Genomic DNA, 25,221 nt, shown 5'->3' on the forward strand with positions numbered 1-25,221 from the left:
TCTCACCCCTTCCTCAGCATGTCGTTGATGAGCTTTATCGCGCATAAATCACCGCACATCGAGCAGGCCTCGGTTTTCGTCGGCCTCTCCTTCCTTATCTCGATGAACTTCTCCCTGTCCTGGCTCAGTTCGAACTGTCCGGCCCACTCGAGCCTTCCACGCGCGAGGCTCATGAGGTAGTCCTTCTTAAAGTCGGCCTCGAAGCGGGTCAAATTGACTGCGTGGGCGGCTATCTTCGTCGCGATTACTCCCTCGCGGACGTGCTCGACCGTCGGCAGTCCGAGGTGCTCGGCTGGAGTAACGTAGCACAGGAAGTCCGCTCCGTTCAAAGCCGCTATCGCTCCCCCTATGGCTGAAGTTATGTGGTCGTAGCCCGGGAAGATGTCGGTAACGATTGGGCCGAGGACGTAGAAGGGTGCGTTGTCCGTTGCCACCTTCGCGAGCTTTATCTGGGCCGGAATCTGGTCAATCGGCACGTGGCCGGGACCCTCGACCATCGTCTGGACTCCGGCTTCCCTCGCGCGCCTCACGAGCCTTCCGAGGGTGTAAAGCTCGGCAATCTGAAGCTCGTCGCCGGCATCCGGAAGACCGCCGGGTCTAAGTCCATCGCCGAGGCTCAGAACAACGTCGTACTCCTTGGCGAGCTCGAGCAGGTAGTCGTAGTCCCTGTAGAACGGGTTCTCCTCGCCCCAGTGGAGTATCCACGCCGCGAGAAAAGTTCCTCCGCGCGAGACCATGCCGACGACTCTCTTTACCCTTTTCATCTTCTCGACGACTTCTTTCGTAACTCCAACGTGAATCGTCGTGTAGTCAACGCCGTCCCTGAAGTGCTTCTCGACGGCCCTCCACATGTCGTCCTCGGTCATCTCAATGATGGCCTTTCCTTTAGCCAGCATCTCCTCGGCGGCCTGGTAAATCGGCACGGTGCCGATGGGCACGTCAACCGCCTTCATTATGGCCTTTCTTATCGAGTCAAGGTCGCCACCGGTTGAGAGGTCCATTATCGTGTCGGCGCCGTATTTCACGGCGACCTTAGCCTTCTCTATCTCAGCTTTAACGTCCACTATGTCGCGCGACGTTCCAATGTTGGCGTTGACCTTAACGCGGACGACGTTGCCAACTGCCACCGGCTTAACCCAGTCGTGGCGGACGTTCCTGAATACCACCGTGTGCCCCTTTGCCACGCTCCTCCTGAGCTTCTCGGCACTTATCCCCTCCCACTCGGCGATAAACTTCATCTCCTCGGTGATTACTCCTCGCTTGGCATCCTCAAGCTGGGTCATGCCAATCACCCGGTTTTAAAACCCGTTTATAACAAAGTTTTTAAATTTCAAAACTCAGTTTTGAGCTGAACTTAAAAGATTTTTGGGCATTCAATCGAAGTGAAGATTTTTTTAATCATGTTTTATTTTCAAAATAATGCTGGTAATGAGAAAGCAGAACTCGAGGGGTGGAGATGAGGAAAATAATCATGATTCCCGCTGGGGTGTACATAGTCATTCTCCTGCTGGCAAACGCTGCCTACGTTGTCCCATCGGGACCATGTAATGAGAGTATGTTTTTGGGATATGGAGAATCAAGGGCTATTCAGAAGGTTTATACAGGTTCTGGTGACATCTGTGTGAGTTTTGAGGCATACTCTTGGTATTCCCCTGTAACTTACCGGGAAGCTTACATCAGCTTTAGAGAAGTGGGCGATTCGGGAGAGTTTGCGAAGGGGATTTTTCCGGTGATAGAGAGTATTCAAATATATTCGAACGATTCCAACATTGAATGGGACTTCGAGGTCAGACGAACGAAACGGGGTAAAGATTTGTACACAATTGTTGTTGGCCTCCTGCCCCATGTCTTAGGGGATTCTTCCAATGGGGATATCCTGCCGCTGAATGTATCACTCAATATAACCGTTAAACTTCGGATTTACAAAATTTACCGTGTCGGTTTCATAAAAAGGAACGAAGTCACTGTAACGTTCAAGAACATCAACACAACTATAGTTGAAAGCTGGTAATACCATCTGTGCCAGTGTTCTGGCTGCTGCCCGGGTGGTATTTCCGGTCAGTCATATATTCTGCTATGTACTCTTTTTACCCACATCGCATTTCATTTGCAGTTTAAAACCCGTTTATAACAAAGTTTTTAAATTTCAAAACTTAGTTTTGAGCGGAACTTAAAAGATTTTTGGGTGGTCGTGATGCTTAGGGAGATAGAGATAAGCAGGGCGATAATAGAGGCCTACACTTCCGAGCTTCTCGAAAGCCTGAGCCTCGACGTCGCTATTGTAGGTGCCGGCCCCTCGGGAATGGTAGCAGGCTACTACCTCGCGAAGAACGGTGCGAAGGTGGCGATATTCGAGAAGAAGCTCTCAATAGGCGGTGGAATCTGGGGCGGTGCGATGGGCTTCAACAAAATCGTCGTTCAGGAGGAGGCAAGGGAAATCCTCGATGAGTTCGGGATAGACTACAGACCCTTCAGGAACGGCCTCTACGTTGCCGACGCCATCGAGACGGCTACGACGATAGCGAGCAGGGCCGTAAAGGCCGGCGTGAGGTTCTTCAACATGGTTGAGGTCGAGGATTTGGTTCTCAAGGAGAACCGCATCGCGGGAATCGTAATCAACTGGACACCTGTGATGATGACGGGCCTTCACGTGGACCCGCTCACGGTCGAGGCGCGCTTTGTGATTGACGCCACCGGCCACGGGGCGCAGATAACCCAGCACCTCGTCAGGCGCGGTTTCCTCCAGGTTCCCGGGGAGGGACCGATGTGGGCCGAGAGAGGGGAGGAGCTGACTGTGAAGCACACGAGGGAAATCTTTCCGGGCCTCTACGTTACGGGAATGGCCGCCAATGCTATCGCTGGAGCGCCGAGGATGGGGCCGATATTCGGCGGAATGTTCCTGAGCGGACAGAAAGCGGCCTTCGAAATCCTCGAGAAGCTGAGGTGATGGAATGGCCGTCCTGATTGTAGCGGGCCTTGACACTGGTGGCGGGGCCGGTTTAAAGGCTGACATCGAGACTGTCTCTGCTCTGGGCGAGCACCCGCTCCCGGTTCTGACCGCTGTTACCTACCAGAACCCCTCGGAGGTTAGGGGCCACCACACCCTTCCGCCCGAGGTTGTAAGGGAGCAGATACGGGCCGTTAAGGACGGCTTTGAGATTAAAGCGGTCAAAATCGGGATGCTCGGGAGTGGTGAGGTTGCCCGGGTCGTGATGGAAGAGACGGAAGGCTTTACCCGGGTTTTCGACCCGGTAATGGCCTCAAGCACCGGAAAAAAGCTCATTGGCAACGCTGAATCTCTCAAGACCCTCATTCCAGGCTCGATAGTCACTCCCAACGTCCCGGAGGCCGAAGCGCTTACTGGAGTTAAAATTCGCTCGGTTGAGGATATGGGAAAAGCCGCGAAGGCCCTCGTGGAGGACCTCGGCGCCGAGGGTGCGGTCGTAACTGGGGGACACCTTGACCTCACCGACGTCCTCTACTGGCGCGGGAGACTCTACGAGTTCCCGGGAGAAAATGTTATGGGCTTCACCCACGGGACAGGCTGTGCATTCTCCTCGGCTCTGGCGACGTTCCTCGCCAAGGGGCTTGAGCTTCCGAAAGCCGTCGAGATGGCGAAGCGCTTCGTTGAGAACTCCATCAGGTTTTCAAAGGCGGAAGCTAAGGCCGTAAACCCTCTCTGGGAGCTGGAGAGAGACTTCCACCGCTGGAAAGCTGAGAAAGAGCTTGAAGGGGCCGTTAAAGAGCTGGTGGCCTTTGGAGAAAGGCTCAACCCGCACGTTCCGGAGGTGGGAACGAACTTCGCCCTCGCGACGCCCTTTGGAGAAGTCTTCGCCGTCAAGGGCAGAATCGTCCGCTACGGGAAGACCGTAAAGCCCGTCGGCCCCGTTGAGCTCAACGCCAGCGACCACCTGAGAAGGGCCCTCCTCAAGATGCGCGAGTTCTATCCGGAGCTTAAAGCGGTTCTGAACCTGAGGTACTCAAGGGAGCTGATAGAGAAGGCGAAGGAACTCGGCCTCGTCGTTTCGTTCTACGACCGCAGGGAAGAGCCTGAAGAGGTGAAGAGGGCAGAGAGGGGGACTATGGAGTGGGGCATCGAGACGGCAGTAAAGAGGGCCGGAGAAAGGCCCGACGTGGTTTACCATCTCGGCGACTGGGGAAAGGAGCCGATGGTTCTGGTCTTCGGGAGGGACGCGGGGGAGGTCGTGGAGAGGGTGCGGAAGCTCTTGGGCTAACGTTTTAACTCCCTCTTCCCTATTTATCTCGGTGATTCCATGCTCATAAGGGGAAAGGTTACGGGTAGCGAAATCCCGCGCTTCAAGCACCGCTGGTTTGGAATCCTCGAGATTGAAGCTGATGGCGAAAAGTACCGCCTCTACATGACGGGCAACGTCGCCCAATGGTTTCTGAACGGCGATGAGGTTGAGGTTGAAGTCCTCCATAAGCCAAAGGAAAAGGACGGCGTCAAGGTTCTCGACTTCGACGATTATAGGCTGTGGAAGTTCTACGAGGGCGATAGAATTCCCGTATGGCCACTCTTCGAGAAAACCGTTGAGGCCAAGCGCTACTCGCCTTTGACCGGCGAGCTCCTCTACACCTACAAAATCAGGGCGAGGGAGGCGAAATACGAGTCCGATTTCGAGGCGATTGCCGAGCTGGAGCAGTACCACTACGCGAGCCAGAAGGAGAAGGTGGCCTTATGGCGCTGTGAGAACGGCCACATCTTCGAGGCGAACACCAAGCAGAAGTGCCCAATCTGCGGGGCTGAGAGCCACATACTCGAGATAAAGGGCTCGACCCCGGCGTCGCGCTTCCTCATCTTCGAGCTCGTCGAGAGGGAAGAATACGAGCCGAGGATTCTCAGCTACGTCCGCGTTGACCCGCCGATACCGCTCATGCACCGTCGCTTGCCGAACGGCGAAATTGAGAAGAACATCCGCGAGAAGGTCTTTCCCGAGGAGTGGTTCCACCCGGCGTTCTGGCCGGAGCGCATAATGAAGGAGCTCTACGAAGAGCTGAAGAAGAAATATGGAAAGAGGAGAATCGCCCGCTCCTACCTCTGGGAGCAGGCCAAGTGGAGGGCTTTGGCAGAGACGAACACCGCCGGCGCGAGGATTGCGCGCGTAGTTGTTCACCCGGACTACCGCTCCGACGGGCTGGGGCAGTTGAGCGTCAAGTCGGCCCTCGAGTGGATAGTCGAGCGCAGGATTCCCGAGATGCGGAAGAGGAAGCACATCGTCGAGACCATAGCGCAGATGGCCCGCTACAACCCGTTCTTCGAGAAGGTCGGCTTCAAGTTCCTCTGGGAGACCGCGAGCGGAAGGCCGGTCCTCTTCTACCCGCTGACCGAGGAGGCTAAAGAATACATTGAGCGCTTTTTGAAGGAAGACCCCTACGCTCCAAAGGACGGAAGGCTCTGGAAGCCGAGCTACGGAAAGGTTGAGCCTTTAGCGGGGCCGATAGTCTTCAAGAACGTCAGCAAGGTCTTTGAGAGCGAGCTCGACATAAAGGGCCTACCCGAGGAGATTCAGGAACTGCTGAAGGCCTTTGGAGTTAGACACCGCGTCATCCAGAGGCCCGTTTTAAGGAACTTGAGCTTCGAAATCCGGCCAGGTGAGCTCATAGCCGTCGTCGGCGCGAGCGGAGCGGGGAAAACGACACTGCTGAGGCTCATCCTCGGCTCGGTCAACGGCTGGTGGGAGGAGCGTTTTAGACCGACGGAGGGTGAGATTGAGGTTCCGGACAACGCCAAGGTCTCGGTGATGATTCCCGGCGAGTTCGAGCCGACCTTTGGAACCGAGAGCATCTTGGAGCACGTTTACAGGAAGATAGGCGACCTCAACGCCGCCGTGGAGATACTCAACAGGGCCGGTTTGAGCGACGCCGTCCTTTACAGGGCGAAGTACGGCGAGCTGAGCACGGGTCAGAAGGAGAGGGCGAGGATAGCTTCGCTCTTGGCAGAGAAACCCAACCTGCTCCTCATTGACGAGTTTTCGGCCCACCTCGACACGCTGACGGCGATGCGCGTTGCAAAGAAAGTCGCTGAGATAATACGCGAGGCTGGCATAACTGCCCTGATAATCACCCACAGGCCTGAGGTTTTAAAGGCCCTCGACCCGGACAGGGTGCTCTTCGTCGGCTACGGGACGGCTAGGCTAAAGAGCGCAAAGGACGTCGAAAAACGCTGAGCCGAGCCAGTGGAGGAGGAAGCTCGGGAGGAAGCTCTCCCCTTCCAAATCCATTTTTGCGAAGATTATTCCTGCCACCAACGCGTAGGGCACCTCTATTCTGGGCTTCCCTACGTGGACGAGCGTGTAGGGGATGTCCTGGAGGACTATCGCCAGCCACTCGTTCTTTCTGGCGAGCGGGAAGAGGAGGAAGCCCCTGTAAAAGGCCTCGTGGGCGAGCATTATCAGACCCATGCCGAGCTCCCCGAGGAGGAAGCTTCCCGGGCCCGAGTAGGGAAAAACCGGGTAGTAGTTTCGCATCGAGGGAATTGTAGCCCCGTAGAGACTCAGTGGAATCGAGAGGGCGAAGAACAGGAGGAACAGCTTGACGCCCTTACGGTTTGGAGGTTTGAGTCCCAGCTCCTCTGGTCTGAAGCCGAGGGCCATCGAGATTGCCAGGGGAACGAGCAGGTAGGCAACGAGGACAACGGCAACGTGCTCCCAGAAAGAGGCCGGGATTAGCCAGGGAACGAAGCTCAGGGGAAAGAGAAGGACGTAGAGAAGCGAAGCTCTGTCCATTCTTCACACCATGAAGCTTATCTGGACAGTGTTGGCATAGCGTCTGACCTCGATTCCGCGGTTTGTGAAGGCTATTCCTATCTCCAGGGGCCTCTTGGGGTTCGCCCTCCTGATGACGCGGATTCCGACCTCGTCGCCGATTCTGTCCTTGTTGAGCCTGTTGATGTGGTCGTAGAGCAGTCTGAGGAAGTTCCGGTAGTCCTGCATCTCCTCCAGGAACTCCCTCTGCTCCGGGTTTAGTTTGGGGTATAGGTAGCGGTGGAAGAACCAGTCGAAGGAGCTGTAGGTCTCGGAGGCGTGGGCGAAGAGGAGCTTGTAAAAGTCTACGTTCTTGTTGCCGAAGGCCGAGTCCATGTACTCTATGGCCTTGCCGAGGTAGTTCGCGGCCTCGCTGAGCTTCATCCTTATGAGCCTCACGTCAAGGTCGTTGCCCCTAAGGAGGAGCTGGATGTAACGCCCACCTCCGTAATCCATGTAAATCGTGTTGTAGAACAGCACGAGCCTCGACGGACGAACCGTCATGTACTGGGCAAGCCTCCTTATGACGTCCGAGAGCCTGTTAAGCCCACGCGGGTCTCCGATGAGGAGCGCTTCCATTCCGTATAGGTTTTCCTGGATGACCACGTCGTTGTCGAGCCAGAACTCCACTTCCCTCCTCCAGCCAGGCATGTTGTAGCGGTTCAGGATTCTGAGGTTGAGTATCGAGACGGGGACTTCCTTCTGAACCCTGCCAAAGCGCTTCTTGAAGATGACGACTGGATGATAACCGCTTGAGGGGTTGAGGTACGACACTGGAATCTCCATAACGCGCCTAAGGGCCAGAAGGGCGTTCTTAATCTTTGGAATGTCGTCCTTTGTGAACCTGCTCCCAAGGTCTTCCAGCAGAATATCGAAGCGACCCGGCATGCACACCCCCAGAAAAGAAATGAGGTTGGGGGTTAAAAACCTCACTCAGACTTCTCTTCCTTCTCCTCGGCGGCCTTGGTCTTCTTCTTGCTGGTGGTCTTCTTGGTGGTGGTTCTCCTGGTCTTCCTGCCCTTGGTGCTCTTCCTGGTTTTCTTCTTGGGTTTCTCCTTTTTCTCCTCGACCTTCTCGGCTTCTTCCTTCGGCTCCTCGCCCTCTTCCTTCTCCTCGACGGGCTTTTCCTCCTGAGTGGTCTCGGTGGTCTCCTCGGTGGCTTCGGTAGTTTCAGCGGGCTCGGCCTCTTCGGTCTTCTCCTGCCCTTCAACCTTTTCCTCGGTGGTCTCTGTCTCGGCTTCGGCCTCCTCCGGAGGCTTGAGGAGCTCCTCAACGTTCGGCTTGAAGGTTATCTCCTCGTAGCCAAGGAACTTGAGGTCGCTCTCAAGGAGTATCTCGCCGAGGGCGAGGGTTCCCCTGTCAACTTCGTCGAGAACCGGGGTGAAGTCAACGACGACGTCCTTCTCGCCGACCTCGATGATGACCTTGTTGGCGTCGACCCTCGGGAGGCGGAGCTCAATCATGCCCTTGACTTTCTCTATCGGGTCCTCAACCTTCTCAACTATCTCGACCTCGTAAACCAGGTGCTTGCCCGCGTAGGGGTGGTTGAAGTCGACCCTGACGCGACCTCCACTGACGGTGAGAACCCTTCCTTTGAGCTTCCTTCCGCCCTCGGTCTCAATCTCGACCGGCATTCCCGGGAACGGGATTATGCCCTGCCTCCTGAACTGGCCGAGGGTGAAGGTCTTGATGAGCTTCCTGTCGCGCTTTCCAAAGCCCTTCTCGGGCGGAATCTCTATCTCGTACTTCTTGCCAACCTCGAGGCCCTCAAGAGCCTCGTCGAGACCCTGAAGGACGTGGCCGGCGCCGACCGCTATCGGGACCGGACCGTAAACGCCGTTCTCCTTGTAAATGCCGGCCTGCTTGGCTATCTCCTCATCGGTAGTGTCAAAAATCTCGCCGGTTTCCTTAATCCTTCCTGTATAGCGGAGCTTTATGACGTCTCCCTTCTCAACCTTGACCATCTTTACAACCCCCTTTTTCGGGCTCTAACCGGAGTTGTGGAGTTGGTTTTTAAGCTTTCCCGCAACGATAAGCTAATAAAAAGGCCCTCCCAAAAGGCCCCGGTGGTGGGAATGGCGATTAGGATATACAACACCCTCACGAGGCAGAAGGAGGAGTTCAAACCGCTCCGCGAAGGCGAGGTTAGAATGTACGTCTGCGGTCCAACGGTTTACGATTACCCTCACCTCGGCCACGCGAGGACTTACATTGCCTTCGACGTCGTCAGGCGCTACCTTGAGCACAAGGGCTACACGGTTCTCATGGTCATGAACTTCACCGACATAGACGACAAAATCATCAAGAGGGCCAACGAGACCGGCGAGGACCCGAAGGAACTGGCCGAGCGCTTTTTGATGATTTTCCTCGAGGACATGAAAGCTTTAAAGGTCAAGCCGGCCGACGTTTATCCCCGCGTCACCGAGCACATGGACGAGATAATCAACTTCGTGAAGAAGCTGGAAGAGAAGGGCTACGCCTACGAAGGTAGCGACGGCGTTTACTTCGAGGTCAGGAAGTTCAAAGATTACGGAAAGCTGAGCAAGATAAAGCTCGAAGACCTCGTGAAGGGCGCGCGCGTCGAGCCCGGCGAGGGGAAGAGGAACCCCGAGGATTTTGCCCTCTGGAAGAAGGCGAAACCCGGCGAGCCCAAGTGGGAAAGCCCCTGGGGCGAGGGAAGGCCCGGCTGGCACATAGAGTGCTCCACGATGAGCAGTAAATACCTCGGCGAGAGCTTCGACATCCACGGCGGAGGAAACGACCTCATCTTCCCGCACCACGAGAACGAGATAGCCCAGAGCGAGGCCTGCTTCGGCCACGAGTGGGTTCACTACTGGATGCACACCGGTTTCCTGATGGTGAACGGCGAGAAGATGAGCAAGAGCCTGGGCAACTTCGTAACCGTTAGAGAGCTTCTCAAGCGCTACGACCCGGAGGTTATAAGGCTCTTTGTCCTCCAGAGGCACTACCGCTCGCCCCTCGACTACAGCGAAGAGGGCATAGAGCACGCCAAGAACAACCTTGAGAGGCTCTACAACACTCTCGAAAACATCCGCGTGGCGATGGAGAAGGCGGAGATTTCCTTCCGCTGGGACGAGCCTGAATTTAAGGCCTACGAGGCCATAAGGGACGCAAGGAGGAAGTTCTACGAGGCGATGGACGACGACTTCAACACGGCCGAGGCCTTGAAGGCGGTCTTTGAGGTCAGCAACGCTATCAATAGATACCTCACCGAGGTGGAAAAGCCGAAGGAGAGCATCCTCAGGAAGGCCTGGGAGTTCTTCAAGGACGTCGGCGAGGTCTTCGGCCTGTTCGAGGACTACTTTAAGGAGCAGAAGACCGGAAACGAGGAGGAACTCATAAACCTGCTCGTTGAGGTAAGGAGTCAGCTCAGGAAGGAGAGGAAGTTCGATTTGGCCGACAGAATCAGGGACGAGCTGAGAAAGCTCGGCATCCAGCTGGAGGACACACCGCAGGGGACGGTCTGGAAGAGGATTAAGGTTTGAGGTTTCCTTTTCCTTGGATGCCCTATTTTGTTCTGAGAAATTTCTTCGGGTCTTAGAGTCTTATTGCAACGTCTCATTCTCGTCCCCGGTGTCAATACAGAGGAGCTCTTTCAATTCTCTTCGAGTCTTATTGCAACTAATCCAGCTCCCGCCATAAGTCCGTCGCGTCTTCGGCTTTCAATTCTCTTCGAGTCTTATTGCAACGAGAACTGGGGAGCACCTGACGCTGCAGCTCTAGCCCTTTCAATTCTCTTCGAGTCTTATTGCAACGGTTGGACGATGAAAGCGGAGCGCACAAAGAAGAAGAGCTTTCAATTCTCTTCGAGTCTTATTGCAACACGGTGCGCACGGGTAGGCTAAGGGCGTCAATTCATCACTTTCAATTCTCTTCGAGTCTTATTGCAACCGCCTATGTGAGTTTCCCCCTCTTCAATCATTACATCTTTCAATTCTCTTCGAGTCTTATTGCAACAACCCTTTAAAGGCTCATGCTCTAATGTCTTATTGACTTTCAATTCTCTTCGAGTCTTATTGCAACATCGACAGCCCTGGAATTGCGACTGACGCAATCACTGCTTTCAATTCTCTTCGAGTCTTATTGCAACTATCCCTCCAAAGTTGTCGGTAGTAAAATACCAAATCTTTCAATTCTCTTCGAGTCTTATTGCAACTTCCCGCAGAGGTGGCAGAGGCCTTGGACCTCGCCCCCTTTCAATTCTCTTCGAGTCTTATTGCAACTTCCCTGAATTTCCGCGCATTTTCCTAATAGAGGAAAATTCTTTCAATTCTCTTCGAGTCTTATTGCAACAGCGATTGACATAGCTCTAACAGTGCTTAACAACATCTTTCAATTCTCTTCGAGTCTTATTGCAACACAAGGCCCTTGAGATTTTCGTCCCGGAGAGGCTCTCTTTCAATTCTCTTCGAGTCTTATTGCAACGACATCAAGCCCACCACCGACGCTCGCAAGCTCCTTGCTTTCAATTCTCTTCGAGTCTTATTGCAACCTCCCTACCCCAGGCCCGTGTCGAGGGGGTCTCTCAAGCTTTCAATTCTCTTCGAGTCTTATTGCAACCTGAACTCTCAATTCTTCGAGAGGAACTTTCTCTCCTGCTTTCAATTCTCTTCGAGTCTTATTGCAACAGTAGGAAGGCCTTAGCGATTGAGAAACTCATTAACGCTTTCAATTCTCTTCGAGTCTTATTGCAACTTGCCAGAGCTTAATATAGCCCGCGCTGACCAGCCCTCTTTCAATTCTCTTCGAGTCTTATTGCAACCCTCTTGTACGGGGGTGAGGATGAAGAGGGGTACGAGCTTTCAATTCTCTTCGAGTCTTATTGCAACCGCTCGAAGCCTCTCCCTGAGTATCTCCTCAGTTGACTTTCAGTTCTCTTCGAGTCTTATTGCAACACGGTGATACGGGTCAGCTCGTCGAAGTCAAAAGCCTCTTTCAATTCTCTTCGAGTCTTATTGCAACAGAAGGATGGAGATACGCTCGGCGTTTTCTATGTGAACTTTCAATTCTCTTCGAGTCTTATTGCAACCATAGTTACGTCCTTCGTATGTGTAGTATATTTCAATGCCTTTCAATTCTCTTCGAGTCTTATTGCAACTCGTAACCCGCCAGAAAAGTTCATACCAGAAGTAATTCTTTCAATTCTCTTCGAGTCTTATTGCAACTGAGGTCTGGCTCCGCCTCGGCCCTGGAGATGACGTCGCTTTCAATTCTCTTCGAGTCTTATTGCAACAGGGCGCAAAACCCGCTCTTTCACCCAACAAAGGAGGAATAACCTCCCAATATTTAAGCCTTTCTGGAAACCCGCGTTTACCCGGGTCGGCGTGCTGACCGCCACGTTGTCTCTCGCGGGAGTGGGTGCCGTCCTCACGCTTGACCGGAAGGCACTGTTGGGATTTCCAGACTCACGAGAGCGTTTTAATGCCGGTTTTGAGGCAGTTTTGGTTTTGTCGGGTGAAATTATTGAACCCCATCAGGGTTCCAGTGAAAAGCTCCCCGCTCGTATCTGCTCTATTCGCTTCGAAAAAACTTCGTAACATTTTAACTGAAAATCTGGAACACTATGTCGCATTTTGAGATTTGTAAAATCCGATTTCCAACCGCCTCTTCCGCCCGCTCGTTTTGAATTTTCCTCTCTAACGGGGCCCCTCTGGTCTCGGCCCGTTCTCACCGTGATGTTCCGGAGAAAAGTGCCGGCCGATTTTATGTCAAACCATGCATATTTAGTGAACAACTTAATAACCCACCGTAATGTTTAAAACCCGCAGGTCTTATAAGCGCCAGAAACAACGGCCAACGGTGGTTGAAATGGTGCGCTACATGGTAACCTCGGCACTCCCTTACGCGAACGGGCCGATTCACGCGGGCCACCTGGCGGGAGCGTATCTGCCGGCCGATATATTCGTCCGCTACCTCAGACTGAAGGGTAAGGAAGTGCTCTTCATATGCGGTACAGATGAGCACGGAACGCCGATAACCTTCCGCGCGCTCAAGGAAGGCAGAAGCCCGAGGGAAATCGTCGACGAGTTCCACGAGCACATAAAGACAACCTTCGAGAGGGCTAAAATCAGCTTCGACTACTTCGGCAGAACCGAGCTACCGGTGCACTACAGGATAAGCCAGGAGTTCTTCCTGAAAGCCCTTGAAAACGGCCACCTCGTCAAGAAGGTCACCAAGCAGGCCTACTGCGAGCACGACAAGATGTTCCTGCCAGACAGGTACGTCATCGGAACCTGCCCCTACTGTGGCGCCGAAAACCAGCGCGGAGACCAGTGTGAGGTCTGCGGGAGGCCTTTAACGCCGGAAATCCTCATCAACCCGCGCTGTAACATCTGCGGAAACCCGATAACCTTCAAGGACTCGGCCCACTACTACATCAAAATGCAGGACTTCGAGGAGAGGCTCAAGAAGTGGGTTGAGAGCCAGCACTGGAAGCCCAACGTCAAGAACACCGTTTTGGGGTGGATTAACGAGGGCCTTGAGGAGAGGGCCATAACGCGCGACCTCGACTGGGGAATCCCGGTCCCGCTCGACGACGAGGACGTTAAAGGGAAAGTCCTCTACGTCTGGTTTGAAGCTCCCATCGGTTACATCTCCATCACCATCGAGGCTCTCAAGCGCGCCGACAAGGAGAAGGAGTGGAAGAAGTTCTGGCTCAACCTCGACGGCGAGACCAAAGTTATACACTTCATCGGCAAGGACAACATACCCTTCCACGCGATATTCTGGCCGGCGTTCCTGATGGCCTACGGCAAATACAAAGACAAGGAAGTCGAGGCCGAGTGGAACCTCCCATACGACATCCCGGCCAACGAGTACCTCAATCTGGAAGGTAAGAAGTTCTCCACCAGCAGGAACTGGGCCATCTGGGTTCACGAGTTCCTCGACGCATTCCCGGCCGACTACCTGAGGTATTATCTCACCGCGATAATGCCCGAAACTCGCGACAGCGACTTCAGCTTCGCCGACTTCAAGGTGAAGATAAACGAGGAGCTGGTGAACAACCTTGGCAACTTCGTTCACCGCGCGCTCACCTTCGTGAACCGCTACTTCGACGGAATCGTCCCCGAGAGGGGCGAGCTCAACGAGCTGGACAAAGTAGCCTTTGAGGAAATCCAGAAGGCCTTCGAGGAGGTCGGCGAGCTCATAATGAACTACCGCTTCAAGGACGCGCTCAGAAGGGTAATGGAGCTGGCCATCTTCGGCAACCGCTACTTCGACCACCAGAGACCCTGGAAGACGGCAAAGACCGACCGCGAGAGGACGGCAACAACGGTAAACGTCTCGCTCCAGATAGTCAAGGCCCTCGGAATTCTCCTTGAGCCGTTCCTGCCAGATGCCAGCGAGAAGATATGGCACCTGCTCAACCTCGAGGAGCTCAAGCGCTGGGAGTTCACCGAGATTCCCTCAGGTCATCGCGTCAGGAAGGCAACTCCGATGTTCAGGAAGGTCACCGACGAGGACATCATCTACTTCATACTCAACTACATCGCCAGAGGAAACCCGGAGAGCGCGAAGGTGCTCCTCGACAAGTACTACAAGCGGGACGATGTTGTGAAGGTCGCCCTGGAGCGCTTCAAGAACAAAGAGGAGGCGAGGGCAATACTTAAGAGCGTCTACGGTGAGGAACTCGAGGTCAAGTCCGAAAAGCCCGGAAAGGCCTCGAAGAAGGAGAAGGTGAAGAAAAAGGAGGGTGGAAAGATGGACTACGTCAGCTTTGACGACTTCGCGAAGCTCGACCTCCGCGTTGGAAAGATAATCGAGGTCAAGGACCACCCGAACGCCGACAGGCTCTATGTGGTCAAGGTTGACCTGGGAGACGAGGTCAGACAGCTCGTTGCCGGCCTTAAGAAGTACTACAAGCCGGAAGAGCTCCTCAACAAGACCGTCGTCATCATAGCGAACCTCGAACCCAAGAAGCTCCGCGGTGTCGAGAGCCAGGGAATGCTCTTAGCCGCTGATGACGGCGAGAACGTGGCTTTGCTGATGCCCGACAAGGAGGTAAAGCTCGGCGCGAGGATTAGGTGAGCTTTTTCCCTCCTTTTGTTTGTGCTCTTTCACTCTTCAAATCCACTCTTTAGACGGTATTGTGCTTCTGAAAGTCAATAACAAAAGTTATGGCGCGGGTATCATACTCAGCCAACAACTTTTCATATTTTCATAAAAGCAGAAAGGTTCCAGAGAGGCCGGCACCTTAAAGTACCAGCTCCACCCAGTTCTCCTTCCCCCTCTTGTAGACCCGTACGAGGCCCTTCTCTTCGAGGCGCTTGAACATCCTCCACGCGGTAGTTTTAGGAATACCGAGGGCCTTCCTGACGTCTGCCTGCTTGGCCTTTCCGCCCTGGTCGTAGACGTAGAGGAGCGCGTTGATTTCCTCGTCGGTGAGACCCATCGCTTCAAGCTTTTCCTTTAGCTCGTCCTTTGAGATGGGAAGTCCTCCCGGGCGTTTCCTGTTCCTCGCCCAGTAGGCAACCGCGGGAATGCCAACGACCGCCAGGAGGCCGAGTATCGGGAGCAGGTTCCTTCCGCCGGAGGACGCGGGGGTGCTCGGCTCACCTGGGGAGGTGCTCGTTGAGGGAATTGCTACGGGTGAGGATGTGCTCGAGGTCGTGCTCGAGGGCGTTGATGACGTGCTCGACGTGGTGGTCGTTGTGGGTGTCTGGGTGGGTGATGGAGATGACGTAGTTGATGTGGTCGGGGGCGGGAGGATGTAGGAGACGCTCTGGTTGCCGGGGGGCATTGTTATCGAGTTCGAGGTTATCGTGAGGGGAACGTCGCTCAAATCAACGACAATGGCCCCGGGCGGGAGCTTGATTGTAACGGGATACGGGAAGCTGTAGGTAAGGTTCCAGACCTTTCCCTCCTTTGAGGTCAGGGAGTCGGTGAAGTAGGTAATTGTTATCCGGGTAGTCGAGTTGAGGACGTAAACCGTTAGAACGCTTCTGTTCTTCTCAAAGAGGAGTGGTTTTCCGTTCTCGTCCAGAACGGAGAGGCCTGTAACGTTCTCGCTCAGGAGGGGCACCTCAACGGCCACGGAGTAATTGAAGGGCACCACTACCTCGGTCACCTTAACGTATCCACTACTGTAAACCTCGACTGAAACCCTCTCGACCGTAGCCTGAGCCAAAACTATTGGCAGGGTGAGTAGCAGGAGCATCACTGCCAGGGACTTTTTCACAGTTCTCCCTCCGGGTTTATCTCCTCTCACCGGAGTTGTTGCCCGGCATGCTCTTCTTTGGGGGCGCGCCCGGTGAGCCCTCCTCAGAGCTACCCGGGAACGATGGGTGGCCCGGAGTTGTGTGGACAATCTCCCCAATCTTCCCCGACCGCCCCATATCGGCGAGAACCCGGGTTATTTCCTTGAGCAACTGGAGAACCTTCTCCGAGTCCCCGCTGTTGATGGCGTTTTCGAGCTCGGCCCGTAGCGTTAGGAGCTCAGTCGAGTTAACGCCCATCGCCATAAGCCTGTCAATCCTCCGAAGCTGGGCCCTGCCCATCAGTTCGGCCCGTTCCCTGACTGAGTTTTGAACCGCCAGGTTTATGGCCTCCTCGAGTCTTTCCCTCGAAGTCTGAAGGAACGCTACCTTATGGGGGAGGTCCTGTGTGTCGTTATTCTCCAGAGCGATTTTCACGGCGTTGTACGCGAGGAGCGTTTGGTTGTACTCAGCCTCGACCCTTGCCCTGTCCTCCTCGCTCAGCTCGTTAGATTCGAGCAGTTTTCTCGCGTATTCAAGGACGTTTGAAGTGATGCCCAGCTCCGTCTCGGCGACAGAGACCCAGTCCTGCGTCATGTTCTCCTCCCCGGTAGTTTTACAGTATTCGAGCGCGGAGCGGTACAGGCCCATCGCCTTAAGAGCTTCCTCGGCACTCTCGTTGTAGTTCCCTGCCCTGTACAGCTCCCAGGCCTTCTCTCTAAGGGCGTCTGCCTGCTCTGAGGTGCAGTTGAGGGAGTGGGTGTAGTTGGCGAGCCTGTCCAGTGCAAGGAGCAGTCCGTTTGCTCTCGTTGACGTAGAGACGGTCTCGGAACTAACCCCACCGACTGCCGGGACAAGTGAGACGAGGAGTATCCCGATAATCATGAACGCGATTTCCCTCACGGTTATCACCGCTTTAAGTTACGGCTCATCCCTAATTAGGGAAGCGGTGGAACAAAGGACTTAAAACGTTTCCGCAAGTTCCTTTCGATTTCAGGCGAATAGAATTAGGGGCGAGGGGGATATAACGTTTTCTCTAACGCTTCAACTCCACCCAGTTCTCTTTCCTCCCCCGGATGATTTTAACGAGACCCTTCTCCTCAAGGCGCTTGAACATCCTCCACGCGGTTGTCTTAGGAATCCCAAGCGCGTCCCTTATCTCAGCCTGACTGGCCCGTCCGCCATGCTCCAGCAGGTACTTCAGCGCAAGCCTTTCCTCTTCCCTCAGCTCGTCGCTTTCAAGGGCCCCTTCAATGGGGTCAGCTTTGGTCTCACCGCCATCGTTTCCGGCCCGTTTTCGCCACCATATGAAAAACACTCCTCCGATGAGAATAGCCCCGCCAAAGGCCAGGAGGACTTCAAGGGCACCGCTCTTCTGGTTCTTGCCAGTTGGGGGGTTTTCAATGATGTATGAGACGCTCTGGTTGCCCGGAGGCATCGTTATGGAGGTCCCGTTAATCCGGAGGGGAATATCGCTTAAATCAACGATAACGGCACCATCGGGCAGGAGGACCTCAAAGGGAACCTCGGAGGAGAAGTTAACCGTCCAGACTATTCCCCTCTTGGATGTGAGGTCGGGGGTGTAGTAGGAAACCCTAACGAGCTCGGCGCTTCCGGGGTAAATCAGGAGGGATCCGTTGGTTTCCTGGAAATCGATGGGGTTTCCCCGGGAGTCCTCAACGATGATGTCCTGGGCGTGTTCGGTAACCGGCACGATTAGCGGTTCGGTGTAGTTATCGGGCACTATCGAGATTTCCACCTGGACGTAGCCGTCCTCGTAAACGAAGAGCTTTACGGTCTCCTGGGCGAGGACCGGGGAAGCCAGCAGAAGCATTGCGAAGATGAGCGCCGTGCATCGAATCCTTCTCATTCCTCCACCTCCAAAATGAAAGGGTCAGGAGTGCGCGTTGATGAATGCCTCCACCTCCTTCAGGAGGGTGACGGCGGTGTCAAAGTGTTCTTTCGCCTTCTCAGGCTGTCCTGTACGGAGCAGGCGGATTCCGAGCTTGTATTCGTTCATTGCACTCCTCAACTGAACTTCCGCCTTTGAGACGTCAACGCCCTCGCGCTTTAATTTTTTGAGCTCCCTGCCGTCGTGGATTATCCTCTCGTGGAGTTCCTTGAGCTTCTCGAAGTTCCCTTCCCACTTGAAGTGGCCCCTCGCCATGACCTTTCCCCTGCCGAGCTCCATCTGGAACTCCTTGACCACGTCTCTCTTCTCGATTATGAGGTTAAGGGCCTCGTCCCACTTGCCCTCGTCCGCGAGGGTCTTGACGCTCGTGTAGAGCTCAAGGAACGCGGTGTAAGTCTCGTTCAGCTCGGGGTTCGGGTTCTCGCTCAGGGTCCTGTTGGCGAGCTGGATTGCCCTCTCGCCCTTTGCAAGGAAGCGCTCAACCACTTGCTCCGCATTCTGGTGGAGCATCTGAAGCCTCAGTTCCTTCAACGCGGAGTCGAGTTCGGCCTTCTTCTGGAGGGCAACCTCGTAGTCCTCCCTTGCCTTTGTCAGGTTTCCGGAGCGTACGTCCTCCATCACGAGCTTGAACGCCTCAAGGGTCTCGTTGTAGAGCTCCCGCGCCTCGGTGACGTTTAGTCCCCTCTCGCCGGCAACGTTGATGAGCCTCTCAGCGTAGCGCAGGTAAGCCCTGGTTCTCTCAACCTGTGCCCTGAACTGGGCTTCCACGTTGGCACCGGCTCCCTTCATCGGGCTAATCTCCGACAGCACGAGCCGGTAGTAGTGCATCGCCATCAGCGCGTCCACCATGGAGGCGTTGTAGTTTCCATCCTGGAACTCGCTCAGGGCTTTGTTGTAGTGTTCCTCAGCTAAGGTTAGATACGTTGAGTTCGTCATGTTCTCGGGAACTTTTGCCTCGGTAACCTCAGCGAGCCTCTTGAGGTTGTCTATGAGTTTCTGGGCGACGACCTTCTCCTGCGGAACCTCGTTTGTCCCGGTGGTGTTTTCAGACCCGCTTGCAAGGGCAAAGGGCACCACGCTCCCCACGAGCAGGGCCGTCAGTATTACCACGAGCAACTTCCTCACGGCCATCACCGTCCCCCTCTTGGGGGCCCGAATATTTTAGGGTCGCGGTGGAACGCGCGTTTCAAATCGTTCCTTTTTCCTCAAGCTCCTTAGCTAGGAGCGCAACGGTCAAGATACCCTCGAAGATGCTCCCAAAGTTTGGAACCTCCCCGAACTGGGCAAAGAGGGTTCCGTAGCGAGGGTGCCACGCATCGACCTGCTTCCTGTTTTTGGCCGTTATGATGTAGACGACCCACTCCCTCTCCTCGAGCCACTCAACGAGTTTCCAAGCGTCGGCCATGTCTTTGACCTCAAGGCCGAACTTCTCGCGAACTTTCTCGGCGAGCTCCTCCATGTTATCACCTCAAACCACTCACTATCATCCTCAAAGCCAGGATTACCATCACAATCGCGAAGGCCCTCTTTAGGGAGGACGCCTTAACCCTCTCCGCGAGCCTCGCGCCGAGCTGGGCCCCTATTATCAGGCCGGGCACGAGGAGGACGAGCCAGTGGAGTTCAACGTTGCCCATCATGTAGTGCTTGAGGGCGCTACTCGCGGAGGTGAACACTATGGCGAAGCTCGAGGTCGCGACGGCGTAGTGCATCGGCATGCCGAGCCACACGAGGAAGGGCACGTTGATTATTCCGCCACCAACGCCGAGCAGACCGCTGGCAATCCCCGAGAAAAACCCGCCGATTGGGACGAGGCGGTAGTCGATTTTGACCTCTGAAACCGTCAAATCACCAAGCTCCGCGGTTTCCTTCGTGTACATTCTGTAAGCGACGAACAGGAGGGTCACGCCGAAGATTACTTTAAGCTCTCCCGGGGTCACATAGGTTGTCATGACGGCCCCAAGGTATGCCCCTACGATGGCGGGAATTGAAAGCAGGACGCCGGTCTTGTAGTGAATCATCCCTCTCCTCGAGTAGGCAATCGTTGAGCTGAGGGCCGTGAAGACAACAGCGGCACTTGAAGTTCCGACGGCCTGGTGAATGCTGACACCAAGCAGGTTGAGAACCGGAACGAGGACGAAGCCACCGCCTAAGCCGAAGAGGGCAGAAACGATTCCAACAGTCACACCCACGGCGAAGTAGAGGGCGTAATTGCTCATGGGAAAAAGTTAAGGGGGCCTTTTAAAAACCTCACGGAACCGCGAAGCCAAGTCCCTTGAGAATCATTCTCAACGCCAGGAGGAACATCACGACGGCGAAGGCCTTCTTCAGACTGCTCGCCTTCGTTCTCTTGGCTATCCTGGCCCCTATCTGCGCCCCCAGTATGAGGCCCGGCACGAGGAGGACAAGCCACTGCGTCTCCACGTTGCCCATCATGTAGTGCTTGAGCGCTCCGGCCGTTGCAGTGAAGACTATGGCAAAGCTTGAGGTTGCTACCGCGTAGTGAATCGGCAGTCCGAGGTAAGTCAGGAAGGGCACGTTGATGATTCCTCCGCCAACGCCGAGCAGACCGCTCGCGATTCCCGCGAAGAAGCCACCGACCGGGACGAGCTTATAGTTCACCTTAACGTCCTCGAGTTTGACCTCGCTCGGTTCCGCAGTCTTCTTCCGGTATATCCTGACGGCGACGACGATTAACGCCAACCCGAAGATGACCTTCAACTGGGAGGCGCTGATGAACGATGTGAGCCATGCCCCTATGTAGGCGCCTATAACCGCCGTAGAGGCCAGCAAAAGACCCACCTTGTAGTGTATCCTCCTCTGCCTTGAGTAGGCTATCGCCGAGCTGAGCGACGTGAAGACAACCGCCGCGCTCGAAGTTCCGACCGCGTGGTGCATCTCGACGCCGAGCAGGTTGAGGGTTGGCACTATCAGAAAGCCCCCTCCGAGGCCGAACAGTGCCGCGAGAATTCCAATGAAGACACCGACAGCGAAGTAGCCGAGGTATTTCAGCACTCAATCACCTCCAAGGAGCGTTTTTATTGCCCTGCTTATGCTCCAAACCTCAATAACACCTGCGCGAGAAACCTTCTCAAAGTGCCTGTCGTTGGTAACGAGGATTGCCCCGCTTTTCAGGCACGTCGCCGCGTGGACGGCATCCGCAAGCTGTGTCTCTGGGAAATACGGGAGAACGCGAAGCACTTCCTCCCTGCTTGGGTTTACAATCGTAACTCGCCTTCTAATGAACTCATAGAAGTCCAGCGCGTTGAGCTTTTCGGCGTATTTTCGATATTCTGCCATCAAGACGTCGTTTGCCACCAGAACGTAGCGTTTGCTGATTAAAAAATGGAGTAAAAGCTCGGTCGTGTCGGTCCAGCCCCGTTTAACCGCCGCTATGAAGACGTTTGTGTCGAGCAGAAATTTAGAGTCCGTAGAGTTCCTTCGCAACCCTGTTCCCCTCTTCCTCGGTTTCAGCTTCAAGTTCCTCTAAATCCATTCCCCTTGAGTTCTTGACGAGCTTTTCGAGCATTTTCTTGACGTTGAAGCGCCTCAGGACTATCGTATCGCCGTCTATCTCCGTAACGAGGAACTCCTCGCCGGGCTTGATGTTGAGCTTTCTCCTGACGTCCTTCGGGATTACAACCCTGCCCCGGGAGTCAACCTTCGTTATTCCCACTTTTCCCACCATTCCCACTACCATGTTGGGAATATTTAAGGGTTTACATTTCCAGCGCTATCGCCTCAATCAGCTTTATCAGGGCCTCAAGGTCGCCGAGATGGAGCGTCTCGACCTCACTGTGGAGGTACTTCATCGGGACGCTCAGCGCTAAAACCTCGCTCTTGTGCTGGAAGGCCGAGGCATCGGTTCCACCGCCCGTAACTCCTACCTGGAGGGGAATCCCGTTGCGTGAGGCTATCTCAGCTACTCTCCTCGCCAATCTTCTCGTGTAGATGGCCGAGTTGTCCACTGCTCTTATCACCGCGCCCCCGCCTAAGCGGACGTCGCCTGTAAGCTCCGCACAGCAGGCGAAGGAATCCACCGCGAAGGCGTACTTCGGCGAATAGCGCTCCGCAAGGAATTTGGCCCCCTTAAGTCCAATCTCCTCCTGAACGGTGAAGGCGAAAATCCACCTGCCGTCGAGGTCGTGGTCGACCAGGTCCTTTATCGCCTCAATCAGTGCCACAACCCCGAAGCGGTCGTCGAGGGAGCGGGTTGAGACGTAGCGGTCGTTGAGAACCGCGAAGTGCTTCTTGAAGACAGCATAGTCGAGAACTTTAACGCCGAGTCTCTCCGCCTCTTCCCTGCTTTCGGCCCCGATGTCTATGACGAGCTTGTTCCAGGGAACCGTGTCGAACTTCCTCTCAAGGTTGAGATGAACCGGAAGTGCTCCAATAATGCCGTCGAGCTTTCCGTTCTCGGTTACAACGTCGAGGTGCCTGCCGTAGAGCAGTCTGTCGTCTATCCCTCCGACCTTTCTGAAGGTGAGCTTTCCGTCGGGCCTTATCCCGGTAATCAGAAGCCCTATCTCGTCCATGTGGGCCATGAAAATGCCTTTCAGTTCACCTTCGCCGAGTTCGACGATGAGGTTGCCGATTGTATCAACGGTGTAGTCGGCGTAGGGTTCAAGCCACTCCGCGATTTTCTCCCTTACCTTCTCCTCGTAGCCTGAAATTCCAGGAATCCGAGTTATCTCCCTCAATTCCTCAGCAAGCATTCAAACCACCTCAGAGCATCTTTACCTCTTCCGGAGGGCGAACCTTCAGGACTTCCCTGTTGACGAGCGTTTCAGGAACTTCCCCACGCAGAACTGCTAAGAGGTTTCTAACCGCCTGAAAGCCCATGTCCTCCATAGCCTCCTTCGAGAGGCCGGCGTAGTGGGGCGTTAAAACCGTCTCCCACTCGTAGTCGAAAAGCTCGTGCTCCTGAACCGGCTCGTTCTCGAAGACGTCGCTCGCGTAGCCCTTCAGCTTCCCCGCTTTGAGGGCTTTAACGAGGGCCTTTTCATCTACAAGGGTTCCGCGCCCGATGTTGACTAAATACTTGCCCTCAAGGAGCTTCAACCGCTCTTCGTTGATGATGTGGTAGGTTTCCTTCGTCGCTGGAAGGGCGAGGATTACAATGTCACTCTCCCTCAGCACGTCGTCAAGGGGAAGGTACCTCGCGCCAACTTCCCCCTCGATATCCGGCTTCCGCGAGCGCGACCAGTAGAGTATCTCCGTCCCCATCGCCTTCATTCTCCGCGCTATGGCCTTTCCTATCGCCCCCATACCAAGGATTCCAACGGTTTTGCCGTAAACCGTCTCGATGCCCTTGAAACCGCTCCAGACCGTCCTGTGGGAGTCCCACTTTCCAGAGCGAATGAACCTGTCGGCGTAGGCTATTTTTCTCAGAAGCGCTACCGTTAAGCCGACGGCGAACTCCGCTACCGCCTCGCTGAGGACGCCGGCCACTTTGGTGACGTAGATTCCCTTCCTGGTTGCAGTCTCGATGTCAACGTGGTCGTAGCCGGCCGAGTGACAGCTTATAACCTTCAGCCTGTCTGCATGTTCGAGGACCTCGCCGGGGACCGGGTTGAGGGGGGAAACTATCAGCCCGTCGTACTTCCCGATGACATCTTTAAGCTCCTCAACGCTCGGGTAGAGGATAACGTCAACGTCCGCCCATTTCTTGAGTTCCTCAAGGGGTTTGCTCTTCATCTTGAAGAGGACGGCCACCTTCGGCCTCATGCTATCACCTTAAGATGACTATCGAAACGTCCCTAATAAGGTTTCCGGCTGGACGAATGTCAAGGCCGGCCCGAGAAAGCTTAAAAACTCCTTCCAGTTCTCCCTTTAGGTGGTGCAGATGGGGAAGGTAAAGCGTGAGAAGTGGAGCAACGAGTTCAGCGAGTGGTACAACGAGCTCCTCGAAACGGCGGGAATTATCGACAAGCGCTACCCGGTCAAGGGAATGAACGTCTGGCTTCCGTACGGGCTGAAAATCATGCGCAACATCGAGGCCTTCATAAGGGCCGAGATGGACAGGACCGGCCACGAGGAAGTTCTGTTCCCGGCGCTCATCCCTGAAACCGAGTTCCAGAAGGAGGCCGAACATATAAAGGGCTTTGAGGACGAGGTTTACTGGGTAACGCATGCAGGCCTTGACCCCCTCGACGTCAGGCTCATTCTGAGGCCCACGAGCGAAACTGCCATGTACTCAATGTTCTCCCTCTGGATTCGCTCCCACGCGGATTTGCCCTTCAAGGTATACCAGATAGTCAACGTCTACCGCTACGAAACCAAACACACGAGGCCCCTCATTCGCGTTAGGGAAATCAGCAGGTTCTTCGAGGCCCACACGGCTCATACCGACTTCGAAGATGCCGAGAGGCAGATAAAGGAGGACCTCGAGATATTCGACCGCCTCGCGAAGTTCCTCGCCCTGCCCTACATAATCTCCAAGAGACCCGATTGGGACAAGTTCCCCGGTGCCTTCTACTCGCTCGGGGCCGAGATAATGATGCCCGACGGGAGGACGCTCCAGATAGGCACGATGCACAACTACAAGCAGAACTTCGCCAAAGCCTACAACATCCAGTACGAGACCGAGAATGGCGACCACGAGTACGTCCACCAGACGACCTTTGGAATGAGCGAGCGCCTTTTAGCAGCTGTAATAGCGGTTCACGGCGACGACAGCGGAATGGTTCTCCCGCCGACGATAGCGCCGATTCAGGTCGTTATCGTGCCCATTCCGAAGAAAGATGCGAGCGTTGACGTCTTCGCCTACGCGAGGGAGATAGCCGAGGAGCTGAGGAAAGCGGGCTTCAGGGTGCATGTGGACGAGCGCGACATAAGGCCTGGAAGGAAGTACTACGACTGGGAGCTGAAGGGCGTTCCCCTGAGAATAGAGGTCGGCCCGAGGGACGTCGAGGGAAGGAAAGCCGTCCTCGCGAGGCGCGACACCTTCGAGAAGGTAACCGTCGAGCGCGATAACATAGTCGAGGAAGTAGAGAAGACCCTCGATTCGATCCACGAGAACCTCTACAACCGCGCCAAGGAGTTCCTCGAGAGCCACATCAAACGCGTTGATACGATTGAGGAAGCCAAGGCCGTCTTCGAGGACAGGCGCGGAATAGTCGAGATTCCATGGTGCGGTGACGAGGAGTGCGGGCTTAAAATGGAAGAGGACCTCGACGCGAAGATGCTCGGAACGCCCTACCCGGAGGAGAAAGCCAGAGAGGGCATCGAAGGCAAGAAGTGCCCGGTCTGCGGTAGGGAAGCGAAGTTCGTGGCGAGGTTTGCGAGAACCTACTGATTCTTTTCCCTCCGCTACCCTTTTAAACAATTTACT

General features: G+C 54.9%; 22 protein-coding genes and 1 CRISPR repeat array. Of the genes, 7 read left to right on the forward strand and 15 right to left on the reverse strand.

Annotated features, from left to right (window positions below):
• Positions 1 to 2 precede the first annotated feature (2 nt).
• On the reverse strand, positions 3 to 1,283 hold the full coding sequence (gene thiC / locus E3E28_RS09130) for a phosphomethylpyrimidine synthase ThiC (protein ID WP_167914825.1): 1,281 nt from the start codon (positions 1,281 to 1,283) through the stop codon (positions 3 to 5).
• Between the two features lie 173 nt (positions 1,284 to 1,456).
• Between thiC and E3E28_RS09135 the strand changes: the two genes are divergently transcribed.
• From E3E28_RS09135 to E3E28_RS09150, 4 genes are all read left to right on the forward strand, one after another.
• A complete protein-coding gene (locus E3E28_RS09135) occupies positions 1,457 to 2,011 on the forward strand; it encodes a hypothetical protein (RefSeq protein WP_167914826.1) in 555 nt (184 codons plus the stop codon).
• A gap of 183 nt (positions 2,012 to 2,194) precedes the next feature.
• On the forward strand, positions 2,195 to 2,947 hold the full coding sequence (locus E3E28_RS09140) for a sulfide-dependent adenosine diphosphate thiazole synthase (RefSeq protein ID WP_167914827.1): 753 nt from the start codon (positions 2,195 to 2,197) through the stop codon (positions 2,945 to 2,947).
• Between the two features lie 4 nt (positions 2,948 to 2,951).
• Positions 2,952 to 4,235: a bifunctional hydroxymethylpyrimidine kinase/phosphomethylpyrimidine kinase gene (gene thiD, locus E3E28_RS09145; protein ID WP_167914828.1), complete on the forward strand. Its 1,284-nt coding sequence runs from the start codon at positions 2,952 to 2,954 to the stop codon at positions 4,233 to 4,235.
• 39 nt (positions 4,236 to 4,274) lie between these two features.
• Positions 4,275 to 6,188: an ATP-binding cassette domain-containing protein gene (locus E3E28_RS09150; RefSeq protein WP_167914829.1), complete on the forward strand. Its 1,914-nt coding sequence runs from the start codon at positions 4,275 to 4,277 to the stop codon at positions 6,186 to 6,188.
• Here the strand turns inward: E3E28_RS09150 and mrtA are convergent.
• The 3 genes from mrtA to E3E28_RS09165 are packed head-to-tail and all read right to left on the reverse strand — an operon-like array spanning position 6,156 to position 8,728.
• Complete coding sequence (mrtA, locus tag E3E28_RS09155; RefSeq protein ID WP_167914830.1) at positions 6,156 to 6,746, reverse strand: CPBP family archaeomyxosortase MrtA; 591 nt, start codon at positions 6,744 to 6,746, stop codon at positions 6,156 to 6,158. The two genes, E3E28_RS09150 and mrtA, sit on opposite strands and share 33 nt — an antisense overlap.
• A gap of 3 nt (positions 6,747 to 6,749) precedes the next feature.
• Positions 6,750 to 7,652, reverse strand: a complete 903-nt coding sequence (locus E3E28_RS09160; protein WP_167915386.1) for a hypothetical protein — start codon at positions 7,650 to 7,652, stop codon at positions 6,750 to 6,752.
• A 41-nt stretch (positions 7,653 to 7,693) separates the two neighbouring features.
• A complete protein-coding gene (locus E3E28_RS09165) occupies positions 7,694 to 8,728 on the reverse strand; it encodes a peptidylprolyl isomerase (protein WP_167914831.1) in 1,035 nt (344 codons plus the stop codon).
• A gap of 111 nt (positions 8,729 to 8,839) precedes the next feature.
• Between E3E28_RS09165 and cysS the strand changes: the two genes are divergently transcribed.
• On the forward strand, positions 8,840 to 10,270 hold the full coding sequence (gene cysS / locus E3E28_RS09170; protein WP_167915387.1) for a cysteine--tRNA ligase: 1,431 nt from the start codon (positions 8,840 to 8,842) through the stop codon (positions 10,268 to 10,270).
• A gap of 40 nt (positions 10,271 to 10,310) precedes the next feature.
• A CRISPR array of direct repeats spans positions 10,311 to 12,018; the repeat unit is 30 nt; unit sequence CTTTCAATTCTCTTCGAGTCTTATTGCAAC.
• A 575-nt stretch (positions 12,019 to 12,593) separates the two neighbouring features.
• Entirely contained in the window at positions 12,594 to 14,813 is a 2,220-nt protein-coding gene (metG, locus tag E3E28_RS09175) for a methionine--tRNA ligase (protein ID WP_167915388.1), read from the forward strand.
• A 166-nt stretch (positions 14,814 to 14,979) separates the two neighbouring features.
• Here metG and E3E28_RS09180 read toward each other — a convergent pair whose 3' ends face one another.
• The 11 genes from E3E28_RS09180 to E3E28_RS09230 all read right to left on the reverse strand — a co-directional run bounded on the left by E3E28_RS09180 (position 14,980) and on the right by E3E28_RS09230 (position 23,615).
• Positions 14,980 to 15,963 (reverse strand): MarR family transcriptional regulator, encoded by a 984-nt coding sequence (locus E3E28_RS09180; RefSeq protein ID WP_342764491.1) that lies wholly within the window; start codon positions 15,961 to 15,963, stop codon positions 14,980 to 14,982.
• Between the two features lie 16 nt (positions 15,964 to 15,979).
• On the reverse strand, positions 15,980 to 16,882 hold the full coding sequence (locus E3E28_RS09185) for a hypothetical protein (RefSeq protein ID WP_167914832.1): 903 nt from the start codon (positions 16,880 to 16,882) through the stop codon (positions 15,980 to 15,982).
• 133 nt (positions 16,883 to 17,015) lie between these two features.
• Positions 17,016 to 17,849 carry a winged helix-turn-helix transcriptional regulator gene (locus E3E28_RS09190; RefSeq protein WP_167914833.1) on the reverse strand — a complete coding sequence of 278 codons (834 nt, stop codon included), beginning with the start codon at positions 17,847 to 17,849 and terminating at the stop codon, positions 17,016 to 17,018.
• Positions 17,850 to 17,873: 24 nt separating this feature from the next.
• Positions 17,874 to 19,022 (reverse strand): hypothetical protein, encoded by a 1,149-nt coding sequence (locus E3E28_RS09195; RefSeq protein ID WP_167914834.1) that lies wholly within the window; start codon positions 19,020 to 19,022, stop codon positions 17,874 to 17,876.
• A 55-nt stretch (positions 19,023 to 19,077) separates the two neighbouring features.
• A complete protein-coding gene (locus E3E28_RS09200) occupies positions 19,078 to 19,350 on the reverse strand; it encodes a hypothetical protein (RefSeq protein ID WP_167914835.1) in 273 nt (90 codons plus the stop codon).
• Positions 19,351 to 19,354: 4 nt separating this feature from the next.
• Entirely contained in the window at positions 19,355 to 20,107 is a 753-nt protein-coding gene (locus E3E28_RS09205; RefSeq protein WP_167914836.1) for a sulfite exporter TauE/SafE family protein, read from the reverse strand.
• A gap of 31 nt (positions 20,108 to 20,138) precedes the next feature.
• Entirely contained in the window at positions 20,139 to 20,903 is a 765-nt protein-coding gene (locus E3E28_RS09210; RefSeq protein WP_167914837.1) for a sulfite exporter TauE/SafE family protein, read from the reverse strand.
• A complete protein-coding gene (locus E3E28_RS09215; RefSeq protein WP_167914838.1) occupies positions 20,904 to 21,335 on the reverse strand; it encodes a PIN domain-containing protein in 432 nt (143 codons plus the stop codon).
• Positions 21,310 to 21,576, reverse strand: coding sequence for an AbrB/MazE/SpoVT family DNA-binding domain-containing protein (locus tag E3E28_RS09220; protein ID WP_206203819.1), 267 nt, complete (start codon positions 21,574 to 21,576; stop codon positions 21,310 to 21,312). The genes E3E28_RS09215 and E3E28_RS09220 overlap by 26 nt, the downstream gene beginning before the upstream one ends.
• Before the next feature lie 31 nt (positions 21,577 to 21,607).
• Positions 21,608 to 22,603, reverse strand: a complete 996-nt coding sequence (locus tag E3E28_RS09225) for a M42 family metallopeptidase (RefSeq protein ID WP_167914839.1) — start codon at positions 22,601 to 22,603, stop codon at positions 21,608 to 21,610.
• 10 nt (positions 22,604 to 22,613) lie between these two features.
• Positions 22,614 to 23,615 carry a 2-hydroxyacid dehydrogenase gene (locus E3E28_RS09230; protein WP_167914840.1) on the reverse strand — a complete coding sequence of 334 codons (1,002 nt, stop codon included), beginning with the start codon at positions 23,613 to 23,615 and terminating at the stop codon, positions 22,614 to 22,616.
• Between the two features lie 118 nt (positions 23,616 to 23,733).
• On the opposite strand from E3E28_RS09230, the gene proS reads away from it, so the two are divergent.
• Positions 23,734 to 25,185: a proline--tRNA ligase gene (gene proS / locus E3E28_RS09235; protein WP_167915391.1), complete on the forward strand. Its 1,452-nt coding sequence runs from the start codon at positions 23,734 to 23,736 to the stop codon at positions 25,183 to 25,185.
• The last annotated feature ends 36 nt before the right edge of the window (positions 25,186 to 25,221 follow it).

The organism is Thermococcus sp. 21S9, assembly GCF_012027635.1.
Taxonomy (GTDB): domain Archaea; phylum Methanobacteriota_B; class Thermococci; order Thermococcales; family Thermococcaceae; genus Thermococcus.

Coding starts and splice junctions, on each gene's coding strand:
- thiC (WP_167914825.1), bottom strand. CDS start 1,283: ATGACCCAGCTTGAGGATGCCAAGCGAGGAGTAATCACCGAGGAGATG.
- E3E28_RS09135 (WP_167914826.1), top strand. CDS start 1,457: ATGAGGAAAATAATCATGATTCCCGCTGGGGTGTACATAGTCATTCTC.
- E3E28_RS09140 (WP_167914827.1), top strand. CDS start 2,195: ATGCTTAGGGAGATAGAGATAAGCAGGGCGATAATAGAGGCCTACACT.
- thiD (WP_167914828.1), top strand. CDS start 2,952: ATGGCCGTCCTGATTGTAGCGGGCCTTGACACTGGTGGCGGGGCCGGT.
- E3E28_RS09150 (WP_167914829.1), top strand. CDS start 4,275: ATGCTCATAAGGGGAAAGGTTACGGGTAGCGAAATCCCGCGCTTCAAG.
- mrtA (WP_167914830.1), bottom strand. CDS start 6,746: ATGGACAGAGCTTCGCTTCTCTACGTCCTTCTCTTTCCCCTGAGCTTC.
- E3E28_RS09160 (WP_167915386.1), bottom strand. CDS start 7,652: ATGCCGGGTCGCTTCGATATTCTGCTGGAAGACCTTGGGAGCAGGTTC.
- E3E28_RS09165 (WP_167914831.1), bottom strand. CDS start 8,728: ATGGTCAAGGTTGAGAAGGGAGACGTCATAAAGCTCCGCTATACAGGA.
- cysS (WP_167915387.1), top strand. CDS start 8,840: ATGGCGATTAGGATATACAACACCCTCACGAGGCAGAAGGAGGAGTTC.
- metG (WP_167915388.1), top strand. CDS start 12,594: ATGGTGCGCTACATGGTAACCTCGGCACTCCCTTACGCGAACGGGCCG.
- E3E28_RS09190 (WP_167914833.1), bottom strand. CDS start 17,849: ATGAGAAGGATTCGATGCACGGCGCTCATCTTCGCAATGCTTCTGCTG.
- E3E28_RS09195 (WP_167914834.1), bottom strand. CDS start 19,022: ATGGCCGTGAGGAAGTTGCTCGTGGTAATACTGACGGCCCTGCTCGTG.
- E3E28_RS09200 (WP_167914835.1), bottom strand. CDS start 19,350: ATGGAGGAGCTCGCCGAGAAAGTTCGCGAGAAGTTCGGCCTTGAGGTC.
- E3E28_RS09205 (WP_167914836.1), bottom strand. CDS start 20,107: ATGAGCAATTACGCCCTCTACTTCGCCGTGGGTGTGACTGTTGGAATC.
- E3E28_RS09220 (WP_206203819.1), bottom strand. CDS start 21,576: ATGGTGGGAAAAGTGGGAATAACGAAGGTTGACTCCCGGGGCAGGGTT.
- E3E28_RS09225 (WP_167914839.1), bottom strand. CDS start 22,603: ATGCTTGCTGAGGAATTGAGGGAGATAACTCGGATTCCTGGAATTTCA.
- E3E28_RS09230 (WP_167914840.1), bottom strand. CDS start 23,615: ATGAGGCCGAAGGTGGCCGTCCTCTTCAAGATGAAGAGCAAACCCCTT.
- proS (WP_167915391.1), top strand. CDS start 23,734: ATGGGGAAGGTAAAGCGTGAGAAGTGGAGCAACGAGTTCAGCGAGTGG.